At 74.6% G+C, this 20,843-nt stretch carries 20 protein-coding genes; 11 read left to right on the top strand and 9 right to left on the bottom strand.

The window, feature by feature from the left end:
- Nucleotides 1-2: 2 nt before the first annotated feature.
- The 5 genes from L1785_RS07615 to L1785_RS07595 are packed head-to-tail and all read right to left on the bottom strand — an operon-like array spanning nt 3 to nt 4,750.
- Nucleotides 3-1,379: a DUF58 domain-containing protein gene (locus L1785_RS07615; protein WP_236088615.1), complete on the bottom strand. Its 1,377-nt coding sequence runs from the start codon at nt 1,377-1,379 to the stop codon at nt 3-5.
- Nucleotides 1,376-2,386 (bottom strand): AAA family ATPase, encoded by a 1,011-nt coding sequence (locus L1785_RS07610; protein WP_236088614.1) that lies wholly within the window; start codon nt 2,384-2,386, stop codon nt 1,376-1,378. The genes L1785_RS07615 and L1785_RS07610 overlap by 4 nt, the downstream gene beginning before the upstream one ends.
- Entirely contained in the window at nt 2,383-2,877 is a 495-nt protein-coding gene (locus L1785_RS07605) for a hypothetical protein (protein ID WP_236088613.1), read from the bottom strand. Before L1785_RS07605 ends, L1785_RS07610 begins: the two co-directional genes overlap by 4 nt.
- The gene (locus tag L1785_RS07600; protein WP_236088612.1) at nt 2,874-3,569 is read right to left on the bottom strand and encodes a DUF4129 domain-containing protein; all 696 of its coding nucleotides are present in this window, start codon (nt 3,567-3,569) and stop codon (nt 2,874-2,876) included. Before L1785_RS07600 ends, L1785_RS07605 begins: the two co-directional genes overlap by 4 nt.
- Entirely contained in the window at nt 3,566-4,750 is a 1,185-nt protein-coding gene (locus L1785_RS07595; RefSeq protein WP_236088611.1) for a DUF3866 family protein, read from the bottom strand. The genes L1785_RS07600 and L1785_RS07595 overlap by 4 nt, the downstream gene beginning before the upstream one ends.
- A gap of 23 nt (nt 4,751-4,773) precedes the next feature.
- On the opposite strand from L1785_RS07595, the gene L1785_RS07590 reads away from it, so the two are divergent.
- The 3 genes from L1785_RS07590 (at nt 4,774) to L1785_RS07580 (ending at nt 7,281) form a co-directional block, all read left to right on the top strand.
- Complete coding sequence (locus L1785_RS07590; protein WP_236088610.1) at nt 4,774-5,898, top strand: helix-turn-helix transcriptional regulator; 1,125 nt, start codon at nt 4,774-4,776, stop codon at nt 5,896-5,898.
- Nucleotides 5,891-6,865, top strand: coding sequence for a helix-turn-helix transcriptional regulator (locus L1785_RS07585; protein ID WP_236088609.1), 975 nt, complete (start codon nt 5,891-5,893; stop codon nt 6,863-6,865). Before L1785_RS07590 ends, L1785_RS07585 begins: the two co-directional genes overlap by 8 nt.
- A gap of 89 nt (nt 6,866-6,954) precedes the next feature.
- Complete coding sequence (locus L1785_RS07580) at nt 6,955-7,281, top strand: hypothetical protein (RefSeq protein ID WP_236088608.1); 327 nt, start codon at nt 6,955-6,957, stop codon at nt 7,279-7,281.
- A gap of 40 nt (nt 7,282-7,321) precedes the next feature.
- Here L1785_RS07580 and L1785_RS07575 read toward each other — a convergent pair whose 3' ends face one another.
- The 3 genes from L1785_RS07575 to L1785_RS07565 form a co-directional block, all read right to left on the bottom strand.
- On the bottom strand, nt 7,322-7,804 hold the full coding sequence (locus L1785_RS07575; RefSeq protein WP_236088607.1) for an NUDIX hydrolase: 483 nt from the start codon (nt 7,802-7,804) through the stop codon (nt 7,322-7,324).
- Nucleotides 7,805-7,872: 68 nt separating this feature from the next.
- Nucleotides 7,873-8,898 (bottom strand): type IV toxin-antitoxin system AbiEi family antitoxin domain-containing protein, encoded by a 1,026-nt coding sequence (locus tag L1785_RS07570; protein WP_236088606.1) that lies wholly within the window; start codon nt 8,896-8,898, stop codon nt 7,873-7,875.
- Between the two features lie 264 nt (nt 8,899-9,162).
- Nucleotides 9,163-9,654 (bottom strand): NUDIX hydrolase, encoded by a 492-nt coding sequence (locus L1785_RS07565; protein WP_236088605.1) that lies wholly within the window; start codon nt 9,652-9,654, stop codon nt 9,163-9,165.
- 110 nt (nt 9,655-9,764) lie between these two features.
- On the opposite strand from L1785_RS07565, the gene tatA reads away from it, so the two are divergent.
- The 5 genes from tatA to lnt are packed head-to-tail and all read left to right on the top strand — an operon-like array spanning nt 9,765 to nt 17,224.
- Nucleotides 9,765-10,019, top strand: coding sequence for a Sec-independent protein translocase subunit TatA (gene tatA / locus L1785_RS07560; protein WP_236088604.1), 255 nt, complete (start codon nt 9,765-9,767; stop codon nt 10,017-10,019).
- A 3-nt stretch (nt 10,020-10,022) separates the two neighbouring features.
- Nucleotides 10,023-10,793, top strand: coding sequence for a twin-arginine translocase subunit TatC (gene tatC / locus L1785_RS07555; protein ID WP_308113290.1), 771 nt, complete (start codon nt 10,023-10,025; stop codon nt 10,791-10,793).
- Between the two features lie 52 nt (nt 10,794-10,845).
- Nucleotides 10,846-13,776 carry a DEAD/DEAH box helicase gene (locus tag L1785_RS07550; protein ID WP_236088603.1) on the top strand — a complete coding sequence of 977 codons (2,931 nt, stop codon included), beginning with the start codon at nt 10,846-10,848 and terminating at the stop codon, nt 13,774-13,776.
- A 17-nt stretch (nt 13,777-13,793) separates the two neighbouring features.
- Nucleotides 13,794-15,464, top strand: coding sequence for an amidohydrolase (locus tag L1785_RS07545; RefSeq protein ID WP_236088602.1), 1,671 nt, complete (start codon nt 13,794-13,796; stop codon nt 15,462-15,464).
- A gap of 35 nt (nt 15,465-15,499) precedes the next feature.
- Nucleotides 15,500-17,224, top strand: coding sequence for an apolipoprotein N-acyltransferase (gene lnt, locus L1785_RS07540; protein WP_236088601.1), 1,725 nt, complete (start codon nt 15,500-15,502; stop codon nt 17,222-17,224).
- Between the two features lie 71 nt (nt 17,225-17,295).
- Here lnt and L1785_RS07535 read toward each other — a convergent pair whose 3' ends face one another.
- A complete protein-coding gene (locus L1785_RS07535; protein WP_236088600.1) occupies nt 17,296-17,640 on the bottom strand; it encodes an RNA polymerase-binding protein RbpA in 345 nt (114 codons plus the stop codon).
- Between the two features lie 394 nt (nt 17,641-18,034).
- Here L1785_RS07535 and L1785_RS07530 point away from each other — a divergent pair, with 394 nt between their 5' ends.
- The 3 genes from L1785_RS07530 (at nt 18,035) to L1785_RS07520 (ending at nt 20,829) form a co-directional block, all read left to right on the top strand.
- On the top strand, nt 18,035-19,231 hold the full coding sequence (locus tag L1785_RS07530) for an LLM class flavin-dependent oxidoreductase (protein WP_236088945.1): 1,197 nt from the start codon (nt 18,035-18,037) through the stop codon (nt 19,229-19,231).
- A 98-nt stretch (nt 19,232-19,329) separates the two neighbouring features.
- Nucleotides 19,330-19,965, top strand: coding sequence for an FMN reductase (locus L1785_RS07525; protein ID WP_236088599.1), 636 nt, complete (start codon nt 19,330-19,332; stop codon nt 19,963-19,965).
- 138 nt (nt 19,966-20,103) lie between these two features.
- A complete protein-coding gene (locus tag L1785_RS07520; protein ID WP_236088598.1) occupies nt 20,104-20,829 on the top strand; it encodes a hypothetical protein in 726 nt (241 codons plus the stop codon).
- The last annotated feature ends 14 nt before the right edge of the window (nt 20,830-20,843 follow it).

The raw sequence follows: 20,843 nt of genomic DNA, 5'->3' as shown, positions 1-20,843 counted from the left end.
GGTCATCGCGGCCTCCTGGTCGCCTGTCGTGCGACGGCTTCGAGCCGCACCGCGGCGCGGGGCCGCTGGGATCCGGCCCAGCTCACGACGGGCACGCCCTCGCTGGCGAGGGCCTCGATGCGCAGGTCGCGCTCCATGCGGGCGATCCGCCAGCCGATGCGCAGGTGCGTCTCGGCGACGGCGTGCACGTCGGGCAGGGTGTCGACGAGCACGACCTCGTGCCCGAGCTCGCGCCAGGTCCGCACGAGCCGGACCGGTTCGTCGTCGAGCATGGTGGAGAAGAGGTACACGATCGCGTCGGCGGGCACCTGGGGCGGTCGCACGCGGTGGACGGTGGCCTGGTCGACCGGGTGCGCGAGCGCAAGGGCGTGCAGCACGCGCCGCAGGTGGCGACGGCCTGATGCCGGCGGCAGGGGCCGTCGCCGTCGGGCGAGGTCCTCGAGGCCGACCCGGTCGCCGGTGTCGACGAACGCGGTCGCGACGGACGCCGCGGCGTGCCGGGCGAGGTCGAGCGAGGTCGGCTCGTCGACGCGCTGGGTGCCGTAGCCGCGCCAGGTGCGCACGTCGGGGCCGACGTCGTCCCGTGAGTCGACGACGAGCACCGCCGTCGCCTCGGCCGTGGCGTAGGTGCGGCGGACGTAGAGCGGGTCGAGGTCGGGGGATCGGCGGGCTGTGGCGCGCCAGTCGATGCGGCGCAGTCGGTCGCCGGGCGCGAACGGGTGCACGTCGCGCAGCTCGGACCCGTCGCCGAGGCGGCGTGAGGTGTGCGGGCCGGTCAGGCCGCGCAGCCGGCCGGGCAGGGGCAGGCGGCCGAGGGGCTGCGCGCCGGGCAGGACCAGGCGCCTGTGCCCGGCGGCGTCCGACGGCGTCTGCTCCCACACGCCCGCCGGCCCGTAGGCGCGCAGCCCGACGGTGAACGTCTCCTGCGGGCCGGTCCGCACGGACGCGAGGCTCAGGTCGAGGCTCCGCCCGACGGCAGACGTGTCGCCGGGGCGCGACCCGCCGGCGTCGGCCGCGCGCACCACGACCTGGGTCTCCCGGTGCCCGGGCGCCGTGACGCGCAGGTGCGCGAGGCCGGCGCCCTCGGGCGCGTCGAGGCGGAGGGTTGCTCGCAGCTCTCCCGCGTGCGTGGGGCCTTCGGGTTCGTCGAGGCGGGCCTGCACGAGCCGGCCGGGCGGGGTCCCGCGGGCCCACACCGCTGCGGCCAGCGCGGGCACGCCGAGCAGCGCGACGTCGGCGCGGCCGGCGGCGATGCCCATGCCCAGCAGCACGACGCCGGCCACGACCGCCGCGGTGTGCGCCGAGGTGGGTCGCCAGCGGAGGGCGTCGTCGTCGGCCCGCCGCGGCCACGGCACCCCGTCGCCGCCGGACGGGTTCATGGCTCGGCCCGCACCGTCGCGGGCGTCGGGACGGTGCTGAGCAGGTCGCGCACGATCGTCTCGGGGCGCAGCGCCGAGGCCCACGCGGTCGGGGTGAGCGTGAGGCGGTGGGCCAGGACGGGCACGGCGACGCGCTTGACGTCTTCCGGGACCACGTAGTCGCGGCCCTCGAGGACGGCGACCGCGCGGGCGAGCAGCAGGAGGTTCTGGGAGCCGCGCGGGGACGCGCCCACCTCGAGGGCGGAGTGCCCGCGCGTCGCTGCGGCGAGGTCGACGCAGTACCGCACGACGTCCGGGTCGACGGGGACGGCCTCGACGCCGGCCTGCATCGCGAGCACGGTCGCGGGGTCGGCGACGCGTTGCACCGGGGCGGCCTCCTGGCGGCGCGCGAGACGCCGGACGAGGACCTCGGCCTCCTGCTCCCGGTCCGGGTAGCCGACGGCGAGCCGCACCATGAACCGGTCGAGCTGCGCCTCGGGCAGCGGGTACGTGCCCTCGTACTCGACGGGGTTCGACGTGGCCAGCACGTGGAAGGGGCGCGGCAGCGGGCGGCTGGTGCCCTCGATCGACACCTGGCGCTCCGCCATGGCCTCGAGCAGCGCGGACTGCGTCTTCGGCGCGGTGCGGTTGATCTCGTCGGCGAGGAACAGGCCGGTGAACACGGGCCCGGGCCGGAACTCGAACGTGCGGCTCGCCGGGTCGAACACCGACGAGCCGGTGATGTCGGCCGGGAGCAGGTCGGGCGTGCACTGCAGGCGCGCGAACTCCAGCCCGAGCGCGGTGGCGAGCGACCGCGCGGCGAGCGTCTTGCCCAGGCCGGGCACGTCCTCGAACAGCACGTGGCCGCCCGCGAGGATCGTCGCGAGCGCGATCTTGAGCGAATCGGTCATGCCGACGACCGCCGTGCCGACCTCGGCGAGGATGCGCCGGCCGAGCGCCGCGACCTCCGGGACGGGCAGGACGGAGACGTCAGACCCGCTCACGGGCTGCGGCGCGGGGTCGGTCACGGGTTCCTCCGGGGGTGGTGGATGTTCTCGGGTGCGAGCCGGTCGACGGCGTCGAGCCACGCCTGCAGGGAGCGCGCGGTGGGCGGCTGCCTGGACGTCATCTGGGCGAGGACGCGGGCGCCGAGCAGCCGCTCGACCTCGGGCCGCTGGGCCGGGTCGTCCGGGTCGACGCCGAGCAGGCGCAGGCGCCGGTCAGCGAGCGCCCGGACCCGGTACACGACGCGGTCGGTGACGCGACCGTCGCGGCCGAAGGTGGACCAGCCGAGGTCGGAGACGTCGTGGCGGCCGCCGGGGCGGACCTCCTCGGTGCGGCGGGGCCAGGCGGGGTCGTCGACGGGGGTCCCGGTCGCGGTCCAGACGATCGCGAGGGTGGTGACCAGGCCCCCGGCGGCGAACGCGTGCCAGGGGTCGAGCAGGCCGGTCCAGGCGGCCGCGGTCGCGGCGGCCGCGGACAGGACGGCGGTGCCTGCGACGCGCAGGGCGGGCCTCACGAGCGGACCTCCAGGGCGCTGGCGATGTCGGCGAGCGCCTGGCGGGCGCCGGCGGCCTGGTCGGGGGTGACGGGCCGGGAGGTGAACCGGGCGAGGTGGTAGAGGTCGCGCAGGCGTCCGACGGCGTCGGCCGGTGCGGGGGTCCGGTCGAGCAGGACTCCGGCGAACTCGGTGGGGGTCTGGGCGGGGTCGCGGTCGGTGCCCTGGCGGGCGGCTTCTTCCTCGAGGGCGACCCAGGCGGCGACGACGGCGTTGCGTGGTGCGGGGTGGGTGTCCATGAAGAGCAGGGCGCGGGTGACGGCGTCCTGGAGGGCGGGCAGGTCGACGGCGTCGTCGGGCGTGTCCAGGATGGTGTCGCCCGTGTCGAGGTCGTCGGGTTCGAGCTTCGTGGAGTCCCGGTTGAGGGCGTTCAGGCGGCGGGCTATCGCGACCCCGACGAGCGCGAGGAGCACGACGGCGAGGACGCCGAGCACGAGGGAGAGCCACTCGATGCCCGTTCCGGGGTCCTGGCGCCCCTCTTCGCCCTCGGGGGCCGGGGAGAAGGATGCGCCGGGCGCCCCGAGGCTGATGGACGGCACGGGGACGGCCCCGTCGATCTGGAAGCGCCAGGGTGAGGTGACGGCGGCCGCGACGACGACCAGGGCGACGAGCAGCAGCGCGGCGCCGGTCCGGACGGAAGCCGGCAGCCTCATGCCCGGGACCAGACGAGCCGGGCGGCGTGCACGCCGGCGACGGCGGCCGCGACGAACGAGGCGGGGTCGGCGTCGAGGTCGCGCCCCATCGTGCGCAGGGCGGCGGGCGAGGTGCGCAGGGTGGCGACCAGGGCGGCGTCGGCCACGACGTCGACGAGGTGGTGGCGTCCGCCTCCCTCGGTGCCGAGCGTGCGGGCCTGCTCCGCGATGCGGGAGGTGAGGGGCGCGCCCCAGCCGGGCAGGGCCTCGACGTCCGCGGCGGGGGCGGGGACCGGGACGTCGGCCGCCGCGAGGGCGACGCGGCCGTAGGCGGTGAGGGAGTGGTGGGAGACTCCGACGTGGCGGTCGCGGGCGTCGGCGCCGGAGACACGCAGGGACGCGACGGGCTGCCCGCCGAGGGTGGCGGCGGCGTTGACGGCGTCACCGGCGGCGACGCCGGAGTAGCCCCAGCGGGTGCCCGTGCCGAGGTTGCCGGGCCCCTGCGCGACGACCGCGAGGTCGGCGCCGGCGACGTGGCGGGCCGCGAGCAGGCCGGTGTGCACCGTGACGGCCTCGAGGTCGCCGCCGAAGGCCTGGCCGACGGTGACGCACACCTCGAGCCACCCTGCGTCGCGCAGCGTCGCGACGGTGCGGGAGAACGCGGCGGGCAGGGCACCGCCGTCGGTCATCACGTACGCGACGCGCGGAGCGGGGCGGCCCGCGAGCGCCGCGGCGTGGCGTGCGCCGGCGACGACGGCCGGGAGGGCGGAGTGCAGGTCGGCGACGACGACGGGCAGGGCGTCGAGGCTGTCGGCGTCGCGCAGGAGGTCGTGGTGGGGCGACTCCTGCTCGTCGACGCCGAGGACCATCGTCTGCAAGGGGGTGTAGCGGGCCTTGACGAGGTGGCCGGGGCCGGGCGCGGGGTCGGGCGGGAGGTCCGCCCCGGTGCGGGCGGCGGGGCCGACGACGAGGGCGTAGCCGCCGGTGCCGAGGCCGCGGGCGAGGGCAGTGACGTTGAGGAGGACCGCGTCGCCGGGGCGGGGGTCGCCGACGAGGTCGGTGTAGGCGAGAGCGCGCACGGTGGCGGGTCCGTCGCCCTCGGGCCGGCCGGGCAGGGGGCGGTCGAGGGCGACGTCGAGCTCCCGGGCACCGCGCCACGACTTGCCTGTGGACAGAACGGTCCCGATACGCCACGTCATCACCAGGTGAGGCTACCGTTGTCCCGATGCCCGAGGACCTCAATCCCGCCGAGCGCCTGCTCAACCTGGTCATCGCCCTCGTGAACACGAACGCGGCGATGACGAAGCAGCAGGTGCGCACTGCCGTGGCCGGTTATACCGGCGCCCCCAGCGACGACGCCTTCGAGCGGATGTTCGAGCGTGACAAGGACATGCTGCGCGAGCTGGGGATCCCGATCGCGACGGTTGGCGGTGGCGGCCACACGGACGAGCTCGGATACCGGATCGACCCGGACGCGTACGCGCTGCCGCCGGTGGACCTGACGCCCGCGGAGCTGGGCGTGCTGTCGCTCGCGGCGCAGTTCTGGGCCGACAAGACGTTGCGGACGGACATCGCGCGGGCGATGACGAAGCTGCGCGCTGCCGGCGCGGGGGACGCGGCGCAGGACGCGCTGGCGGGCCTCGCGCCCCGGGTGCGTGCGGTCGGGGCGGCGTACGGGCCGCTGCTGGAGGCGATCGACGCGCGGCGGGCGGTGTCCTTCACGTACCGGGCGGCGTCGACCGGCGAGGTGCGCACGCGGCACGTCGAGCCGTGGCGCATCGCCGCGCGGGGCGGGGGCTGGTACCTGCTGTCGTTCGACCGTGAGCGCCGCGCGCCGCGGGTGTTCCGCCTGTCGCGGGTCGAGGGCCGGGTGAAGATCTTCGGCCCGGCCGGGGCGTACGAGATCCCGGGAGACCTGGACACGGACGCGATGCTGGGCAAGGCGTCGGGGGAGGTGCGCACGGCCGTGCTGGCGATCCTCCCGGAGCGCGCAGGTGCCCTGCGGGCGCGGGGCAAGGTCGTGTCGGAGCCCCGGGGCCCCCGCGAGGTACCGCAGCGAAGCGAGGACACCTCGTGGGGTGAGGGCGCCGGGCTCGTCCCCCCGCGTGTTCCCGGTACCCCTGCGCGGGACGTCGTCGAGGTGCCGTTCCGGGGGCGGTCGGGCCTCGCGGACGAGGTCGCGGGGTACGGGGCGGCGGTGGTCGTGCTGGAGCCGGCGGACCTGCGGGCCGAGGTGCTGCGGCGGCTGCACGCGGCCGCCGGCGTGGCGACAGGCGCTACCGGGGCGACCGGTCCGGCGTCGGGCACGAGCACCGGTACTGGTACGAACGAGGAGGCGACCCGTGGCTGAGCGGGCGGACGAGCGGCTGCTGCGGCTGCTGGGCCTGGTGGCCTACCTGGAGGGTGCGGGACCGGTGCCGGTGGAGGACCTGGCCGCGCGGTTCGGGGTGACGCCGCGGCAGATCCTGGCGGACGTGGACTCCCTGTGGGTGTCGGGCACGCCGGGGTACTGGCCGGACGACCTGCTCGACTTCGACGCGGAGTCGATCGACCGGGGCGTGGTGCACCTGACGGAGGCGCGCGGCATGACGCGGCCGCTGCGGCTCGGCACCCGGGAGGCGGTCGCCCTCGTCGCGGCGCTGCGGGCCATGGCCGCGTCCGACGCCGTGCGGACGGACCCGGAGCGGTCCGCGGTGGTGCGGTCTGCGCTGGCGAAGCTGACGGACGCCACGGGGGAAGCGGCGAACGCCGTCGACGTGCGGCTCGCCCCGGGCGGCGACCCGCAGGTCGTCACGGTCATCTCGGCGGCGCTGGCGGCCGGGCGCCGGCTGCGCATCCGGTACGTGACGTCGGCGGACGTGGTCAGCGAGCGCGAGGTCGACCCGGTACGGCTGCACACGCAGGACGAGTACGCGTACCTGGCGGCGTGGTGCCACCGGGCGGTGGGCCCGCGGACGTTCCGCGTGGACCGCATCCTCGACGCCGTCGACACCGGCATGCCCGTCGAGGAGCACGACGTGTCGGGCGAGGTCGACTTCGCGGCACTGTTCGCCGGGGTGGACGCGCCCGTCGCGACGCTCGTGCTCTCGTCGGGCGCCCGGTGGGTGGCCGAGGAGGTGCCCGTCGAGTCGGTGCGCAACCTGCCCGACGGCACGTTCGAGGTGCGGCTGCGGGTCACGAACCGGGCCTGGCTGCGCCGGCTGCTGCTCGAGCTGGCCCCGCACGTGCGGTCCGTCGCGCCCGCCGACCTGGCGCAGGACGTGCGGTCCGCGGCGCGCGAGGCCCTGGACGCGTACCCGGAACTGACCCGGAACTGACCCGGAACTGACCCGTTACGGTCTCCGTCCGGTCACGATCAGAGGCGACCCGGGAGCGAGGGCCCGTGATCCCACCTAGGCTTTCGCCCATGTGGTTCTGGGTGTGGACGCTGCTGGTGGTGGGCACCCTCGTCGGGGCGGCCTTCCTTGCCCGCGACCTGTGGCGCAAGGCGAAGGCGCTCCTGGAGGAGCTCAGCAGGGCAGGAGAGGTCGCCGCCCGGGCGAGCGACCGGGTCGGCGAGGCGATCGCCCGGGCGGCGGAGACGTCGTCGGTCCCCCTGCCGACCTTGTTCGACGACATGACGGTGCACTACGAGCGCGTCGCCGCCCAGCGCGCGGCCCGCGCAGAGCGGCGCGGTGCCCGCCGGGCCCGCAACGAGGCGACGTGGCAGAAGTGGAAGCACTTCAACGAGTGAGGTTGGCCCGGGGCCTTCCCTCCGAACGACCTTGACGGACTCACCTCGCCAGGGCGTCCTCCAGACGATCGACGAACGCAGCCTGCGCGCTTACGACGAGGCGGCGTGCGTCGTCGGGTTCGAGCCAGGCGACGCGGTCGATCTCAGGGACCTCGATGCGTCGCCCCGACCGCGGAGGCCACTCGACCTCGACCGTGTTGCTGGCGATCTGCTCCAGGTCGGGTCCGGGCTCGGGCCACTCGCGCGCCCAGGCCAGGACCGTCTTGCCCGCGCGCTGGCGGACCTCGCCCAGCTCGATGTCCGGGCCCGACGACGGCGGTAGCGCCATCCCGAGCTCCTCGCTCGCCTCGCGCAGCGCCGCGGCATGAGGGTCCTCACCCGGGTCGATCTCGCCCTTGAGCAGCGTCCACGAGCCCGCGTCCTTGCGGGCCCAGAAGGGCCCGCCCATGTGGCCGAGCAGAACCTCGAGCCCGGTGGCGGGCCGTCGTCGGTAGGGCAGGAGGCCCGCACTCGTCGTCGCCATGGACTCAGTCTCCCGCCGGCGGGGCGGGCTGGGCGCGGGGTCTCCTGGTCGGCGCGGGAGACATGGGGTCAGACGGCCCGCCGCCGCACGATCACGACGGGGTAGGCCGGCGGCAGCGACCGGCCGGGGACCCAGCCTTCGGCGTCGAGCACCGAACGGATCTGCCCGACGACGGACCGCTCGTCGCGCAGGTGCCGCGCAAAGTACCGCAGCAGGACGTGACGACCGACTGCGAGGAGCCCGTTCTGCCGCACGGCGTCGGCGCGCACCTCCTGGGCGGAGGTGTGGAACTCGTCGGAGTCGATCTCCACGAGCAGCCACCGGTCGGCTCCGGCGTCGTGGTCCCCGCCGAGGAACCATGCCAGGTCCGCCCGGGCGAGGAACCGGCCGCGCGCGTCGAAGATCTCCCGCTGCAGGTCGTCCGGACCGATGCCGCCCTCCCTGCACATCAGCCGCGCGTGCGTCTCGGGCGGCGACTCGGCCCGTCCGTCGTACGCCTGCCAGGCGAGGTGTGCGCGGCTGATCCAGCGGCGGCCCCTGGCGATCTCGTGGGCCCGGGCGAGGCCGACGTCGTCGATGACGCCCTTGTTCGCGGCCGAGTCCATCGCCGAGACCAGCTCGCGGACAGGCAGGAGGGGAGCGGCCTGCGCAAACGCCCACTCGGGTGCGGCCACCGGCCGCCCCGCCACGTCGACCACGCGCATGCGGGCGTCGTACTGCCGCACAACGATCCCGTCGCGGGAACGCGCCCGCGCGCCGTCGGGCAGGGCGACCTCCGGCGTCACGGTACGCGGCAGGCCCTTGATCCCGTGCAGCACGAGCGCTGCCGCCCCCACGACGATCGCCCCTGGGAACGCGAACGACCCCGACCACGCTGCGCGCTGCCGCGCGAGGTCGAGCTCGTGGACGCCCGTCGGGACCACGTCGGTGAGGTAGGTGCCCTGGGTCAAGCGCGTCCATCGCCCGCTCGCGACCAGCCGGTGCCGGCGGAACTTGTCGACGCCGTACCGATCGCACTGCGCGACGCCGACCACGCCTCCGTGGCGCAGTGCCTCCTCGAGGAGCGCCCGGGGTAGTGGTGTTGGATGTCTCATGATGGTCGATATCATCACATCGTGGCGCATCCCGCTGCCCGCTGGGCCGAGTCTGTGGACAGTCAGCATCCTGCCCACTCCGCCGACCAGGAGGTGGGGGGGGGGGGGAGGGGGGGGGGGGGGCGCCCCCCCCGCGGCCGGGGGGGGGGGGCCCCCCCCCCCCCCCCCCCCCCCCCCCCCCCCCCCCGGGTCGGCGTGGGAGACACCGCCCGAGCGCTCTGAGATCCGGTAGGGAAAGCCCGGGACAGCCGGACGAGCCTCGGCTCAGTCCCGGTAGTCGTCCTCCGGCGTCCCGTTCGGGTCCAAGCCCAGCTCACGCTCCGCGACGAGCGCCGCCGCGGCCGCCTGCAGCAGGTTCGGCACGCCCCAGTCGAGGCGCGCCGGCGCCCGGTGCACGGGGGTGAGCAGCCGCCGGTACATGCGGCCCTTGTCGGGGTCCACGGCGCGCGGCAGGAACTCCTCGATCCGGGCGGCGTACCGGAGCTGGGCGTACGGCTCGGCGCCGTCGTCGGGCGTGACCTCCTGGTAGCCCAGGTACACGGGCCGGGAGATCGTGATCTGGACCTCCTCCATGCACTCGCGGTGCAGGGTTTCCAGCCGAGACTCCCCGGACTCGGGCTTTCCGCCCGGCATGCCGATCTTGCCGGCGTCGTCGCGCAGCAGCACGCGACCGCAGTCGGCGAAGCACCAGCCGTAGACCTGTGAGACCCGCAGGTGGTCGGGGACGGGGGCCGGATGCCAGCGGAACGTGAGCACGGCGGAAGCATCGCGGGCGGGGACCGTCGCTGTCTACGGGCGGCTTCTTCCCAGGCGGCAGGATCTGCGTAGGATCGGGCATACACCGAAACACCGGAAGAGGAGTCACCATGGGCGCACTGCAGCCGTGGCACTGGATCGTTCTGCTCGCCGTCATCCTGCTGCTCTTCGGGGCCAACCGCCTGCCGGGCCTGGCCAAGGGCATCGGCCAGTCGATGAAGATCTTCAAGAACGAGATCAGCGACCTGCGCGACGACAAGAAGGACGCGACCCCGACGGACGCTGCCCCGACCGCCGCACCCCAGAGCGCACCTCAGAGCACGCCCCAGACCGCCCCTAAGGACAACGACACTCCCAAGGTCTGACGCGTGGCACCTACCTCGCGGCCGGTCGACGGCCGCATGCCCCTGCTCGAACACCTGCTGGAGCTCCGCAAGCGGTTCGTCCGGATCGCCCTCGGGCTCGTCGTCGGCGCGGTCCTGGGCTGGATGCTGTACGACCCGCTGCTCGAAGCCCTGCAGGCACCCCTGCGAGCCGCGTCGGAGTCGACCGGCGCTCAGGTCACCCTGAACTTCACGGGACTGGCGTCCGCCCTCGACATCAAGGTCAAGGCGGCGCTGTTCCTCGCGGTCTTCGTGACGTGCCCGTGGTGGCTGTACCAGGTCTGGGCGTTCGTCACGCCAGGGCTCACGTCCCGCGAGCGCCGGTTCGCCTTCACGTTCGTGGGTGCGTCGGTGCCGCTGTTCGTCGGCGGCGGGCTCATGGCGTGGCTCGTCCTGCCGCACGCGGTCGAGATCCTCGCGAGCTTCGTCCCCGAGGGCTCCTCGAACTTCAACAACGCCCAGGAGTACCTGAGCTTCGTGATGCGGCTGATCCTCGCGTTCGGCCTCGCGTTCGTCTCACCGGTGGTGCTCGTGGTGCTCAACCTCGCCGGGATCCTCCAGGGCCGCACGCTGCTGAAGGCGTGGCGGTGGGCGATCCTGATCGCCTTCACGTTCGCCGCGATCATGACGCCGACGCCGGACGCGCTGACGATGATCCTGGTCGCGCTGCCGATCTGCGTGCTGTACTTTGCGGCCGTCGGCGTCGCGCTGCTGAACGACCGCCGCGCGGAGCGCCGGTTCGCCGACGCGGCCTAGGGGTCCCGAATCGCGGTCGGATGAGCGGCGTCGGCGCCCGTAGGCTGGGCGCATGACGCAGCTCAGCCCCGCCGAGCGCTACGCCGCCGCACAGGCGCGGGCCGCCCGGGACAAGATGTCGGGCAGCTCGGCCGCCGAGCTGGACCGGTTCCGCGAGGAGCTCGGGTTCACGCTGGACGAGTTCCAGGTCCTGGCCTGCGAGGCCCTCGAGGAGGGGCGCGGCGTGCTCGTCGCGGCTCCCACCGGGGCGGGCAAGACCGTCGTCGGCGAGTTCGCGGTGCACCTGGCGCTGGCGGGTGGCCGCAAGGCGTTCTACACCACCCCCATCAAGGCGCTGAGCAACCAGAAGTACAGCGACCTGGTGCGCCGGCACGGCGCGGAGAACGTCGGGCTGCTGACGGGCGACACCACCGTCAACGGGGACGCGCCCGTGGTCGTCATGACCACCGAGGTGCTGCGCAACATGCTGTACGCCGGCTCGCCGGCCCTGGACGGCCTCGCGTACGTGGTCATGGACGAGGTGCACTACCTCGCCGACCGCTTCCGCGGCGCCGTGTGGGAAGAGGTGATCATCCACCTGTCCGACGACGTGCAGCTCGTGTCCTTGTCGGCGACCGTTTCGAACGCCGAGGAGTTCGGCGACTGGCTGGAGATGGTCCGCGGCGACACCGCCGTCGTCGTCAGCGAGCGCCGGCCGGTGCCGCTGTGGCAGCACGTCCTGATGTCGGCGCCGGAGCCGCGCGGCACCCCGCGCCTGCTGGACCTGTACGCGGGGCACGTGGACCCGACGGACCCGGGCGTGAACCCGCCGATCAACCCCGACCTGCAGGTCGCGTTCCGGTCCGGGCAGGGCGGCAACCGGCCGGGCGACCACGGGCGCCGGGGCCAGGGCCGGGGCGACCGCGGGTTCCGCGGCCCGGCAGGCCGGCGCCCGGCCGGCCCCACCCCTCCGCAGGGGCATCGCCGCACGCCGCCGCGCTTCGCCGTGATCGACGCGCTGGATGCCGACGGGCTGCTGCCCGCGATCTACTTCATCTTCTCCCGGGCGGGGTGCGAGGCCGCCGTCGAGCAGTGCCTCAAGGCCGGCCTGCGCCTGACGAACGCGCAGGAGGAGAACGAGATCCGGCTGCTGGTGGAGCAGCGCACGGCCGCGATCCCGCCGGAGGACCTGGACGTGCTCGGGTACTGGTCGTGGTCGCAGGCGCTGTCGCGCGGTGTCGCGGCGCACCACGCGGGCATGCTGCCCGTCTTCAAGGAGACGGTCGAGGAGCTGTTCTCGCGCGGTCTGGTCAAGATCGTGTTCGCGACCGAGACGCTCGCGCTCGGCATCAACATGCCGGCGCGGTCCGTGGTGCTCGACAAGCTCGTCAAGTGGGACGGCTCCGCGCACGTCGCGGTCACGCCCGGCGAGTACACGCAGCTCACGGGCCGTGCGGGGCGCCGCGGGATCGACATCGAGGGGCACGCGGTCGTCGTCGACCACCAGGCGCTCGACCCGGTGGCGCTGGCCGGTCTGGCGTCCCGCCGTCTGTACCCGCTGAAGTCCAGCTTCCGGCCCACGTACAACATGGCGGTGAACCTGGTGGCGCAGGTGGGGCGCGACCGGGCCCGCGAGGTCCTGGAGACGTCGTTCGCCCAGTTCCAGGCCGACCGCGGCGTCGTCGGCCTGGCCAAGCAGGCGCAGGCGCACGCGGAGGCCCTCGACGGCTACGCGAAGGCGATGGCGTGCGACCGCGGCGACTTCGCGGAGTACATGGCGTTGCGCGAGGCCATCGCCGAGCGGGAGAAGGACCTGTCGCGCGCGGTCAGCGGCGCACGGCGCGCGGAGGTCGTGACGGCCCTGGAGCGGCTGCGCCGCGGCGACGTCGTCGAGGTGCCGGCCGGGCGGCGGCGTGGCTACGTCCTCGTGCTCGAGCCGGGCGAGCCCGGCGGGTTCGACGGCCCGCGCCCGACCGTGCTCACGCAGGAGCGGCAGGTCAAGAAGCTCACCCTTGCCGACGCCCCGGGCGGCCTGCGCACGGTCGCCACGGTCCGCATCCCGAAGGCGTTCAACCCGCGGCGCCCCGAGGAGCGACGCGACCTGGCCTCGTCCATGCGCGCGGCCCTGGGTGCGCTGGCCGACGACGACGCGCCCGGCTCGGGCGGCCGCCCGGGCCTCCACGCGGCTCGCCGGTCCGACGCGGCGTCCGACGCCGAGCTGTCGCGCCTGCGCAAGGCGATGCGCGCGCACGCGTGCCACTCCTGCCCCGAGCGGGACGACCACGCCCGGTGGGCCGAGCGGTGGACCCGCCTGAAGAAGGAGCACGACCAGCTCGTGCGCCGCGTCGAAGGCCGCACCGGGTCGATCGCGCGCACCTTCGACCGCACGTGCGACGTGCTGCTGCGCCTCGGGTACCTGGAGCGCACGGGGGCCGCCACGGCGGCCCGGGGAGAGGCGGCGGCCCTTGCGCCGTCGGGCACCGGCGGCCTTCGGGTGACCGACGACGGCCGCTGGCTGCGCCGCCTGTACGCCGAGAACGACCTGCTGCTCGCCGAGTGCCTGCGCCGCGGCGCGTGGGACGGCCTCGACGCGGCCGGTCTGGCCGCCGTCGTGTCCGCGGTCGTGTTCCAGGGCCGTCGCGAGGACCCGGGCGAGCCGTACGTGCCCGGCGGGCCGCAGGGCCGCCTCGCCCTCGCGCTGGACGAGACCCAGCGCGTGTGGTCCGAGGTCGACGACCTGGAGGACGCGCACGGCCTGACCGCGACCGGCCAGCTCGACCTTGGGCTCGTCGCCCCCGTGCACCGTTGGGCGTCCGGCAAGGGCCTCGACGCCGTGCTGCGGGGGACCGACCTGGCCGCGGGCGACTTCGTCCGCTGGTGCAAGCAGGTCGTGGACGTGCTGGACCAGCTCGCTGCCGCCGCGCCCAGCGCCGGCCTGCGCAACACGGCGCGGCGGGCGCAGGACGCGGTGCTGCGAGGCGTGGTCGCGTACTCAAGCCTCTGATCACGTAAAGTCCATCCGTGAGTCAGCCAGCGCGTTCGATCCTGTACCGGGGTGGCGTCGTCCACTCTCCTGCCGACCCGTTCGCCGAGGCCCTCCTGGTGGACGACGGCGTGGTCGCGTGGATCGGCTCGGACGACACCGCGTCCGGCCTGGCCGCCCGCGCCGACCGCGTGGTGGACCTCGACGGCGCCCTCGTCGCCCCCGGGTTCGTCGACGCCCACGTGCACACCATGGAGACCGGCCTGTCCGGGCAGTCCGTGGACCTGTCCGCGAGCGCCGGCGTGCGTTCCCTGGCGGACGCCCTCGCGGCGCTCCACCTGGGCGCCCGCAAGCTGGCCGCGGAGGACCCGTCGGGGGAGGAGGTCCTGCTCGCGTTCGGGTGGGACGAGCTCTCGTGGCCGGAGCGGCGCGCCTTCACGCGCAGCGAGCTGGACGCCGCGTGCGGCGGGCGGCCGGTGTACGCGGCGCGGGTGGACGTGCACTCGGCGGTCGTGTCGTCGGCGCTGGGTGCGCGGGCGGGAGCCGAGGGGCTGCCGGGCTGGTCCGAGGACGGGCTGGTCACTGTCGACGCGCACCACGTGGTGCGGGACCTGGCGCAGGACGTCACCCCGGTCCGCCGGACCCGGGCGTACCGGTGGGCGCTGGAGGCGTGGGCACGGCAGGGCGTGGTGAGCGTGCACGAGATGAGCGCGCCGCACGTCGACACGCGCGCGGGCCTGACCGAGCTCATGGAGCTGACCGCGTCGGCCGAGTGCGGACTGCCGCACGTCGTGGCGTACCGCGGCGAGCTGTGCGAGACGGCGGACGACGCGCGGGCGCTGCTGGCCGAGCTGCCGTGGCTGACGGGCATCGGCGGCGACCTGAACGTCGACGGCTCCCTGGGGTCGCGCACCGCGGCGCTGCGGGCGCCCTACTCCGACCTCATGGCCGGCCCGGCCGGACAGGCCTGGTACGGCGAGCTGTACCTGTCGGCCGAGGAGATCGCCAACCACCTCTCGGCGGTGACGGCGGTGGGCCGGCAGGCCGGGTTCCACGTCATCGGCGACCGCGCGATGGACGAGGTGATCCTCGGCCTGCAGGTCGCGGCCCAGGTCGACGGCCCTGGCCCGCTGCGCGCGGCGCGGCACCGCGTGGAGCACGCGCTGTTCGTCGACGCGAACGCCCTGGCCGCCCTGCTGCTGCACGGGGTGAGCCTGTCGCTGCAGCCCGCGTTCGACGCCGCCTGGGGCGGGACGAAGGGCATGTACGCCTCCCGTCTCGGCGCCGTGCGGGCCGGGGCGCTCCTGCCGTTCGCGGACCTCGCGGGCGCGGGCGTGCCCCTCGCGTTCGGGTCGGACACGCCCGTGACGCCCGTGGACCCCTGGGCGGGCGTGCGGGCCGCGATGAATCACGAGGACCCGGACCAGCGGGTCTCGGCCCGGGCGGCGTTCCGCGCGCACACCCGCGGCGGGTGGCGCATGGCCGGTCACGACTCTGTCGGCGAGCTGCGCGTCGGCTCGCCCGCGCACCTCGCCGTGTGGCGCGCCGAGCGCCTCGCCGTGCAGAGCGTTCCCGGCCGCCTGACGTCGTGGAGCGAGGAGGCGCGCGCGGGCCAGCCCCTGCTGCCCGACCTGTCGCCCGACGCCGGCGAGCCCGAGTGCCTGCAGACGGTGCGCGACGGCGTCGTGCTCTACGACACGTTCGACTGACACCACCCCCTCCGACTACTGGTTAGGGTGTCCTCGTGCACACTCCTGAGCCGTCCCGGCTGGTGTCCCTGTTCCTCGCACCGCTGGGCGGCGTCGCGTTGTGGGCCGCGTTCCCCGACGTGGCGTGGTGGCCCGCGGCGTTCGCGGCCGTGGCGCTCCTGTGGGCCGCGCTACGCCGCGACGGAGCATGGTGGAACGCGCTGGCGGGACTGCTGTTCGGGCTCACGTTCTTCGCGCCGCACATCTGGTGGGCGCACGAGGGGACGGCTCTCGTCCCGTGGATCGCCCTCAGCATTCTCGAGGCCGCGTTCCTCGCGGCCTTCGGCGCCCTGTGGACCTGGGCGCGGCGGGCGCTGCGACGCTGGGGCCCGACCGCCCGGGCGTGGGCGTGGCTCGCCGAGGCGGCCGCGTTCGCCCTGGTGTTCACCGCCGTCGAGCAGTGGCGCGCCGAGATCCCGTTCGGCGGGTTCCCGTGGGGCCGCCTCGCCTGGACGATGGTCGACGCACCCCTCGGCAGGGCAGCCTGGCTCGGCGGCCCCACCCTGGTGACGCTCCTCGTCGCGACCACCGGCGTGCTGCTGGCGCTCGCCGTGGCCCACACGGCGCAGGTCGCCCGCGGCCGTCGTCCCGCGGGCCTCGGCGCGCCCCTGACGGCCGCGGTGCTGGGCGCCGCGTTCGTCGTCGGACCGCTCGTGCTGCCGCTGCCCACCTCGCAGGTCGCCGGCGCGGTCGGCGGCCCCGAGGGGACGAACGTGCTCGACGCCGGGCAGGACCTCGCCGAGGACGGCGTCCTGTGGGCCGGTGCCGTGCAGGGCAACGTGGGCGAACCCGGCCTCGGGTCGTTCGCGAACCGCGCCGAGGTGCTGAACAACCACCTCGAGGGCACCTACGAGCTGGCCGACGACTTCGCGGGCGAGCTCGACGTGGTGCTGTGGCCCGAGAACGGTTCCGACCTCGACCCGCAGACCACGCGGGACGTCGCCACCGCGCTCGACGCCGCTGCTGAGGAGGTCGAGGCGCCGATCCTCGTCGGCGCGCAGGAGTGGCCCGAGACCGGCGGGCGGTACAACGTGTCCCTGCTGTGGCAGGCGGGGCAGGGCGTCACCGCCCGGTACGCCAAGCAGCACCCCGCGCCGTTCGGCGAGTACATCCCGATGCGCTCGTTCGCGCGGCTCCTCTCCGACCAGGTGGACCGCGTCACCACCGACATGCTGCCCGGCACCGAGCCCGCCGTCATCGACGTCCCGAGCCGCGCCGGACAGGACGACATCCGCCTGGCCACGATCATCTGCTTCGAGGTCGCCTACGACGAGATCATCCGCGACGCCGTGCAGCGCGGCGCCCAGGTGCTCGTGGTGCAGACCAACAACGCGTCCTTCGGGTTCACCGCCGAGTCCACGCAGCAGCTCGCGATGTCCCGCATGCAGGCCATGACGACCGGGCGGGCGACGGTGCAGATCTCGACCGTCGGGGTGTCCGGCGTGATCGCGCCCGACGGGACGCTCCTGCACACGACCGAGCTGTTCACGCACGACACGTTCGCTGCCGCCCTGCCGCTGCGCAGCACGCTCACGCCCGCGGTCGTCGCGGGCTACTGGCCGGGGTGGGTTGCCGGCGGGCTCGGGGCCCTGCTCGTGGTCGCCGGCGTCGTGGCGCACGCCCGCGGGCGGCGCTCCGCACGCGCGGCCGTGGCCGGTGCCGACGACGAGGGTCCGGACAGCACGACGGCCGGCACCCTTGCGGGTGCCGGCCGTCCGTGAGGTCGGTCGCTCAGACTGGGGATCTGTCAGGCGGAGCCTGTCAGTGCCCGAGCCTGCGGTTCCGCTCCGGCTCAGGCACTCCGGCGCAGCTTGCCGGCGCGCAGCAGCTCCAGCCGCTCGTCGAGAAGCTCCTCGAGCTCCTTGACCGTGCGACGCTCGAGGAGCATGTCCCAGTGCGTGCGGGCCGGCTTGGTGGCCTTCGGCTCGGGACGCTCGGCGTCGCGCAGCAGCGCCTCCGTGCCGCAACGGCACTCCCATACCGGGGGTACCTCGGCATCGGTCGAGAAGGGCAGGATGATGGTGTGCCCATTGGGGCAGTCGTAGTAGGCCTGGAACCGCGGGGCGAAGTCCACGCCCTCGTCGGACTCCATGCTCTTGGCACCGATGCTCATACCGCGCAGGGAGCGGTCAGCCATGTCGTCCTCCAGGGTGTCGAGAAAAGGTCCGTCTTACCAACGCACGGGCCCCTGCGGATGTTCCGGGCCGGGTCGTGTGCGTCGTGGCCGGTACGGCCCTGCCTGCGGCACGAGACGTGCGAGGCTGGTTCCGCTGGGCGTTCAGGCGTGGTGTTGCAGCGGGTACAACAAACCTGCTGCGAGCGCCTGACCAGGCTACGCGTCACGGCCTCCCACGCAAACGCGGACTCGGGCAAACCGGGCGCAATGTGCGGGAAATCACGCGGAAACACCCGGAACCGGGGTGCGGGAACATCCGGGGGCCTCGCTCGGTTAGAGCCCTCGTACATGCAAAAGCATGGACCAGAAGGATGCGGCCGACCGGGCCGCACGGGGAACGACCCAGGAGCACACGATGCAGTTCGGGATCTTCACGGTCAGCGACGTCACCACCGACCCGACCACGGGCCACACCCCGGACGACACCGAGCGCGTCCGTGACATCCTGACCATCGCCAAGCACGCCGACGAGGCCGGCCTGGACGTCTTCGCCACGGGCGAGCACCACAACCCGCCCTTCGTCGCGTCCAGCCCCACCACGATGCTCGGCTACCTGGCGGGCGTCACCAAGAACATCACGCTGTCGACCGCGACCACGCTGATCACCACCAACGACCCGGTCCGGCTGGCCGAGGAGTACGCGATGCTCCAGGTCATCTCCGACGGCCGCATGGACCTCATGATGGGCCGCGGCAACACCGGCCCGGTCTACCCGTGGTTCGGCCAGGACATCCGCCAGGGCATCCCGCTGGCCGTGGAGAACTACGCCCTGCTGCGCCGCCTGTGGACCGAGGACGTCGTGGACTGGGAGGGCAAGTTCCGCACCCCGCTGCAGGGCTTCACCTCCACGCCGCGCCCGCTCGACGGGGTGCCGCCGTTCGTGTGGCACGGCTCGATCCGCAGCCCCGAGATCGCCGAGCAGGCCGCGTACTACGGTGACGGCTTCCTGCACAACAACATCTTCTGGCCCATGACCCACACCAAGCAGATGGTGCAGTACTACCGCCAGCGGTTCGAGCACTACGGCCACGGCCGCGCCGACCAGGCGATCGTGGGCCTCGGCGGCCAGGTGTTCATGCGGAAGAACTCGCAGGACGCCTGGAACGAGTTCCGGCCCTACTTCGACGTCGCGCCCGTCTACGGCCACGGCCCGTCGATGGAGGACTTCACGCGCGAGACGCCGCTCACCGTCGGCTCGCCGCAGCAGGTGATCGACCGCTACGGGGCCTTCGTCGACGAGATCGGCTACTACCAGCGCCAGCTCTTCCTCATCGACCACGCCGGCCTGCCGCTCAAGACCGTCCTGGAGCAGATCGACCTCCTCGCCGGGGACGTCGTGCCCGAGCTCCGCAAGATCGTCGACGCCAAGCGTCCGTCCGACGACGTGCCGCTCAACCCGCCCACGCACGCCGAGCGCGTCGCGGCCGCCCGCGCCGCCGGCGAGCAGGGTGCCGCGCACGTCGGCGGCACCGAGGACAGGTGGACGGGCCGCCGCGCCGAGGAGAACGCCGACGGCCGGCACGCGAACGCCGGCAGCGCCTTCGGCCTCTGAACATCGCTCCGCGCGACGAACATCGCTCCGCCCGACGGCGGCCGGCCGCCCGGCCGCCGTCGGCCCGCCACGCTCCCCGATCCGGAAAGGACCACCCCATGACCACCCAGCGCACGCTCGCCGTCGTCTCCGCCGGGCTCTCGCAGCCCTCCTCCACGCGCCTTCTCGCGGACCGCCTCTCGGCCGCCACCGCCCGCGAGCTCGAGCTCCTCGGCCACACCGTGACGATCGAGCAGATCGAGCTGCGCGACCACGCGCACGCGATCATCGACGCCATGCTCACCGGGTTCCCCACGGGCGACCTGGCCCGAGCGGTCGACGCCCTCACGAAGGCCGACGGCGTCATCGCCGTGACGCCGCTGTTCACCACCACGTACTCCGGGCTGTTCAAGTCGTTCGTCGACATCCTCGACAAGGAGTCGCTGAGCCAGATGCCCGTGCTGCTCGGTGCGACCGGCGGCACCACCCGCCACTCGCTCGCCCTCGAGTACTCCGTGCGGCCGCTGTTCACCTACCTGCGGGCCGACGTCGTGAGCACGTCGGTCTTCGCCGCGACCGACGACTGGGCCACCGGAGCCACGCAGCACGACGGTCGTGACGACTCGGTCAACCCGCTCCCGCAGCGGATCGACCGCGCCGGCCGGGCCCTCGCGGAGCGGGTCGCGGCGCGCGAGAACGCCGGCCCCGCCGACCCGTTCGCGACCGCCCCGAGCTTCCTCGACCTCTTGCGCTGAACGGGCCGCCCTGGGCTTGACCGTTCTTTGAGGTCCGGCTTGCCCAGGGGCGAACCTCTGCGGGACGATACGGGCAGAACAGCACGGGCCGATCGAGCACCGAGGGTCTGGCCGGTCGCGACGAGGGGATGTGGTCACGTGACGGAGCAGGACGACGTGCAGCACGGTCACGCGCACGAGGACGCCACACCCGAGCAGGCGGCGGACGACCCGGGCGCGAGCGGCCCGACGCCGGCGGAGCCTGCGGCCGAGCAGCCGCTCGACGACGTCGCCGTGATCGTCGCCACCCTCAAGGCAGCGCAGGCCCCGCCCCGGGCCGCCGACACGCTGCCGGACGCGGCTGCGACTGCGGAGCCCGCCACGAACACCGCTGCTGAGCCCGCCGCGCACCAGGCGGCACACGCCCCCGTGCCGCCGCCTCCTGCGCCCGCGGCGCCTCCGGTGACGGCTCCGGCGGCTCCCGTCCGCGCACCCGCCGGGGTGCGCCGGAGCGAGGAGTCGGATCTCGCGTCGCGCTGGAACCCGGGCGCCCGATACCGGTCGTCACGGCTCGCCGCCCTGCGGGACGCGGAGAGCGTGGTCGCCGCCGCCGCCCGGGCTGCCCGCGCCGAGGGTGGGCCCGTCCACCTGGGCCCGGCGCCCGCCGTCGGACCCACGGAGCCGCGCCTCGCCGGGCGCCTGTACCGCGGGCCGGCGCGCAGGACCCGCGTGTTCGACCGGGACATCTGGCGTGCGACGGCCCGAACGCCCCGCAGCGCGCGGGACATCAGCGAGGTTCTCGCCGAGGTGGTCACCCGGTACCGGCAGGGCGCGATCGACACGACGGGCCTGGTCCGGGCGATCGGTCACGCGCTGGCCGCCTAGCGACGGCGTTTCGC

It is taken from the genome of Antribacter soli (assembly GCF_021568775.1).
GTDB classification, from domain to species: Bacteria; Actinomycetota; Actinomycetes; order Actinomycetales; family Cellulomonadaceae; genus Antribacter; species Antribacter soli.
The sequence above is the reverse complement of the archived record's forward strand: the minus strand, read 5'-3'. Positions and strand labels throughout refer to the sequence as shown.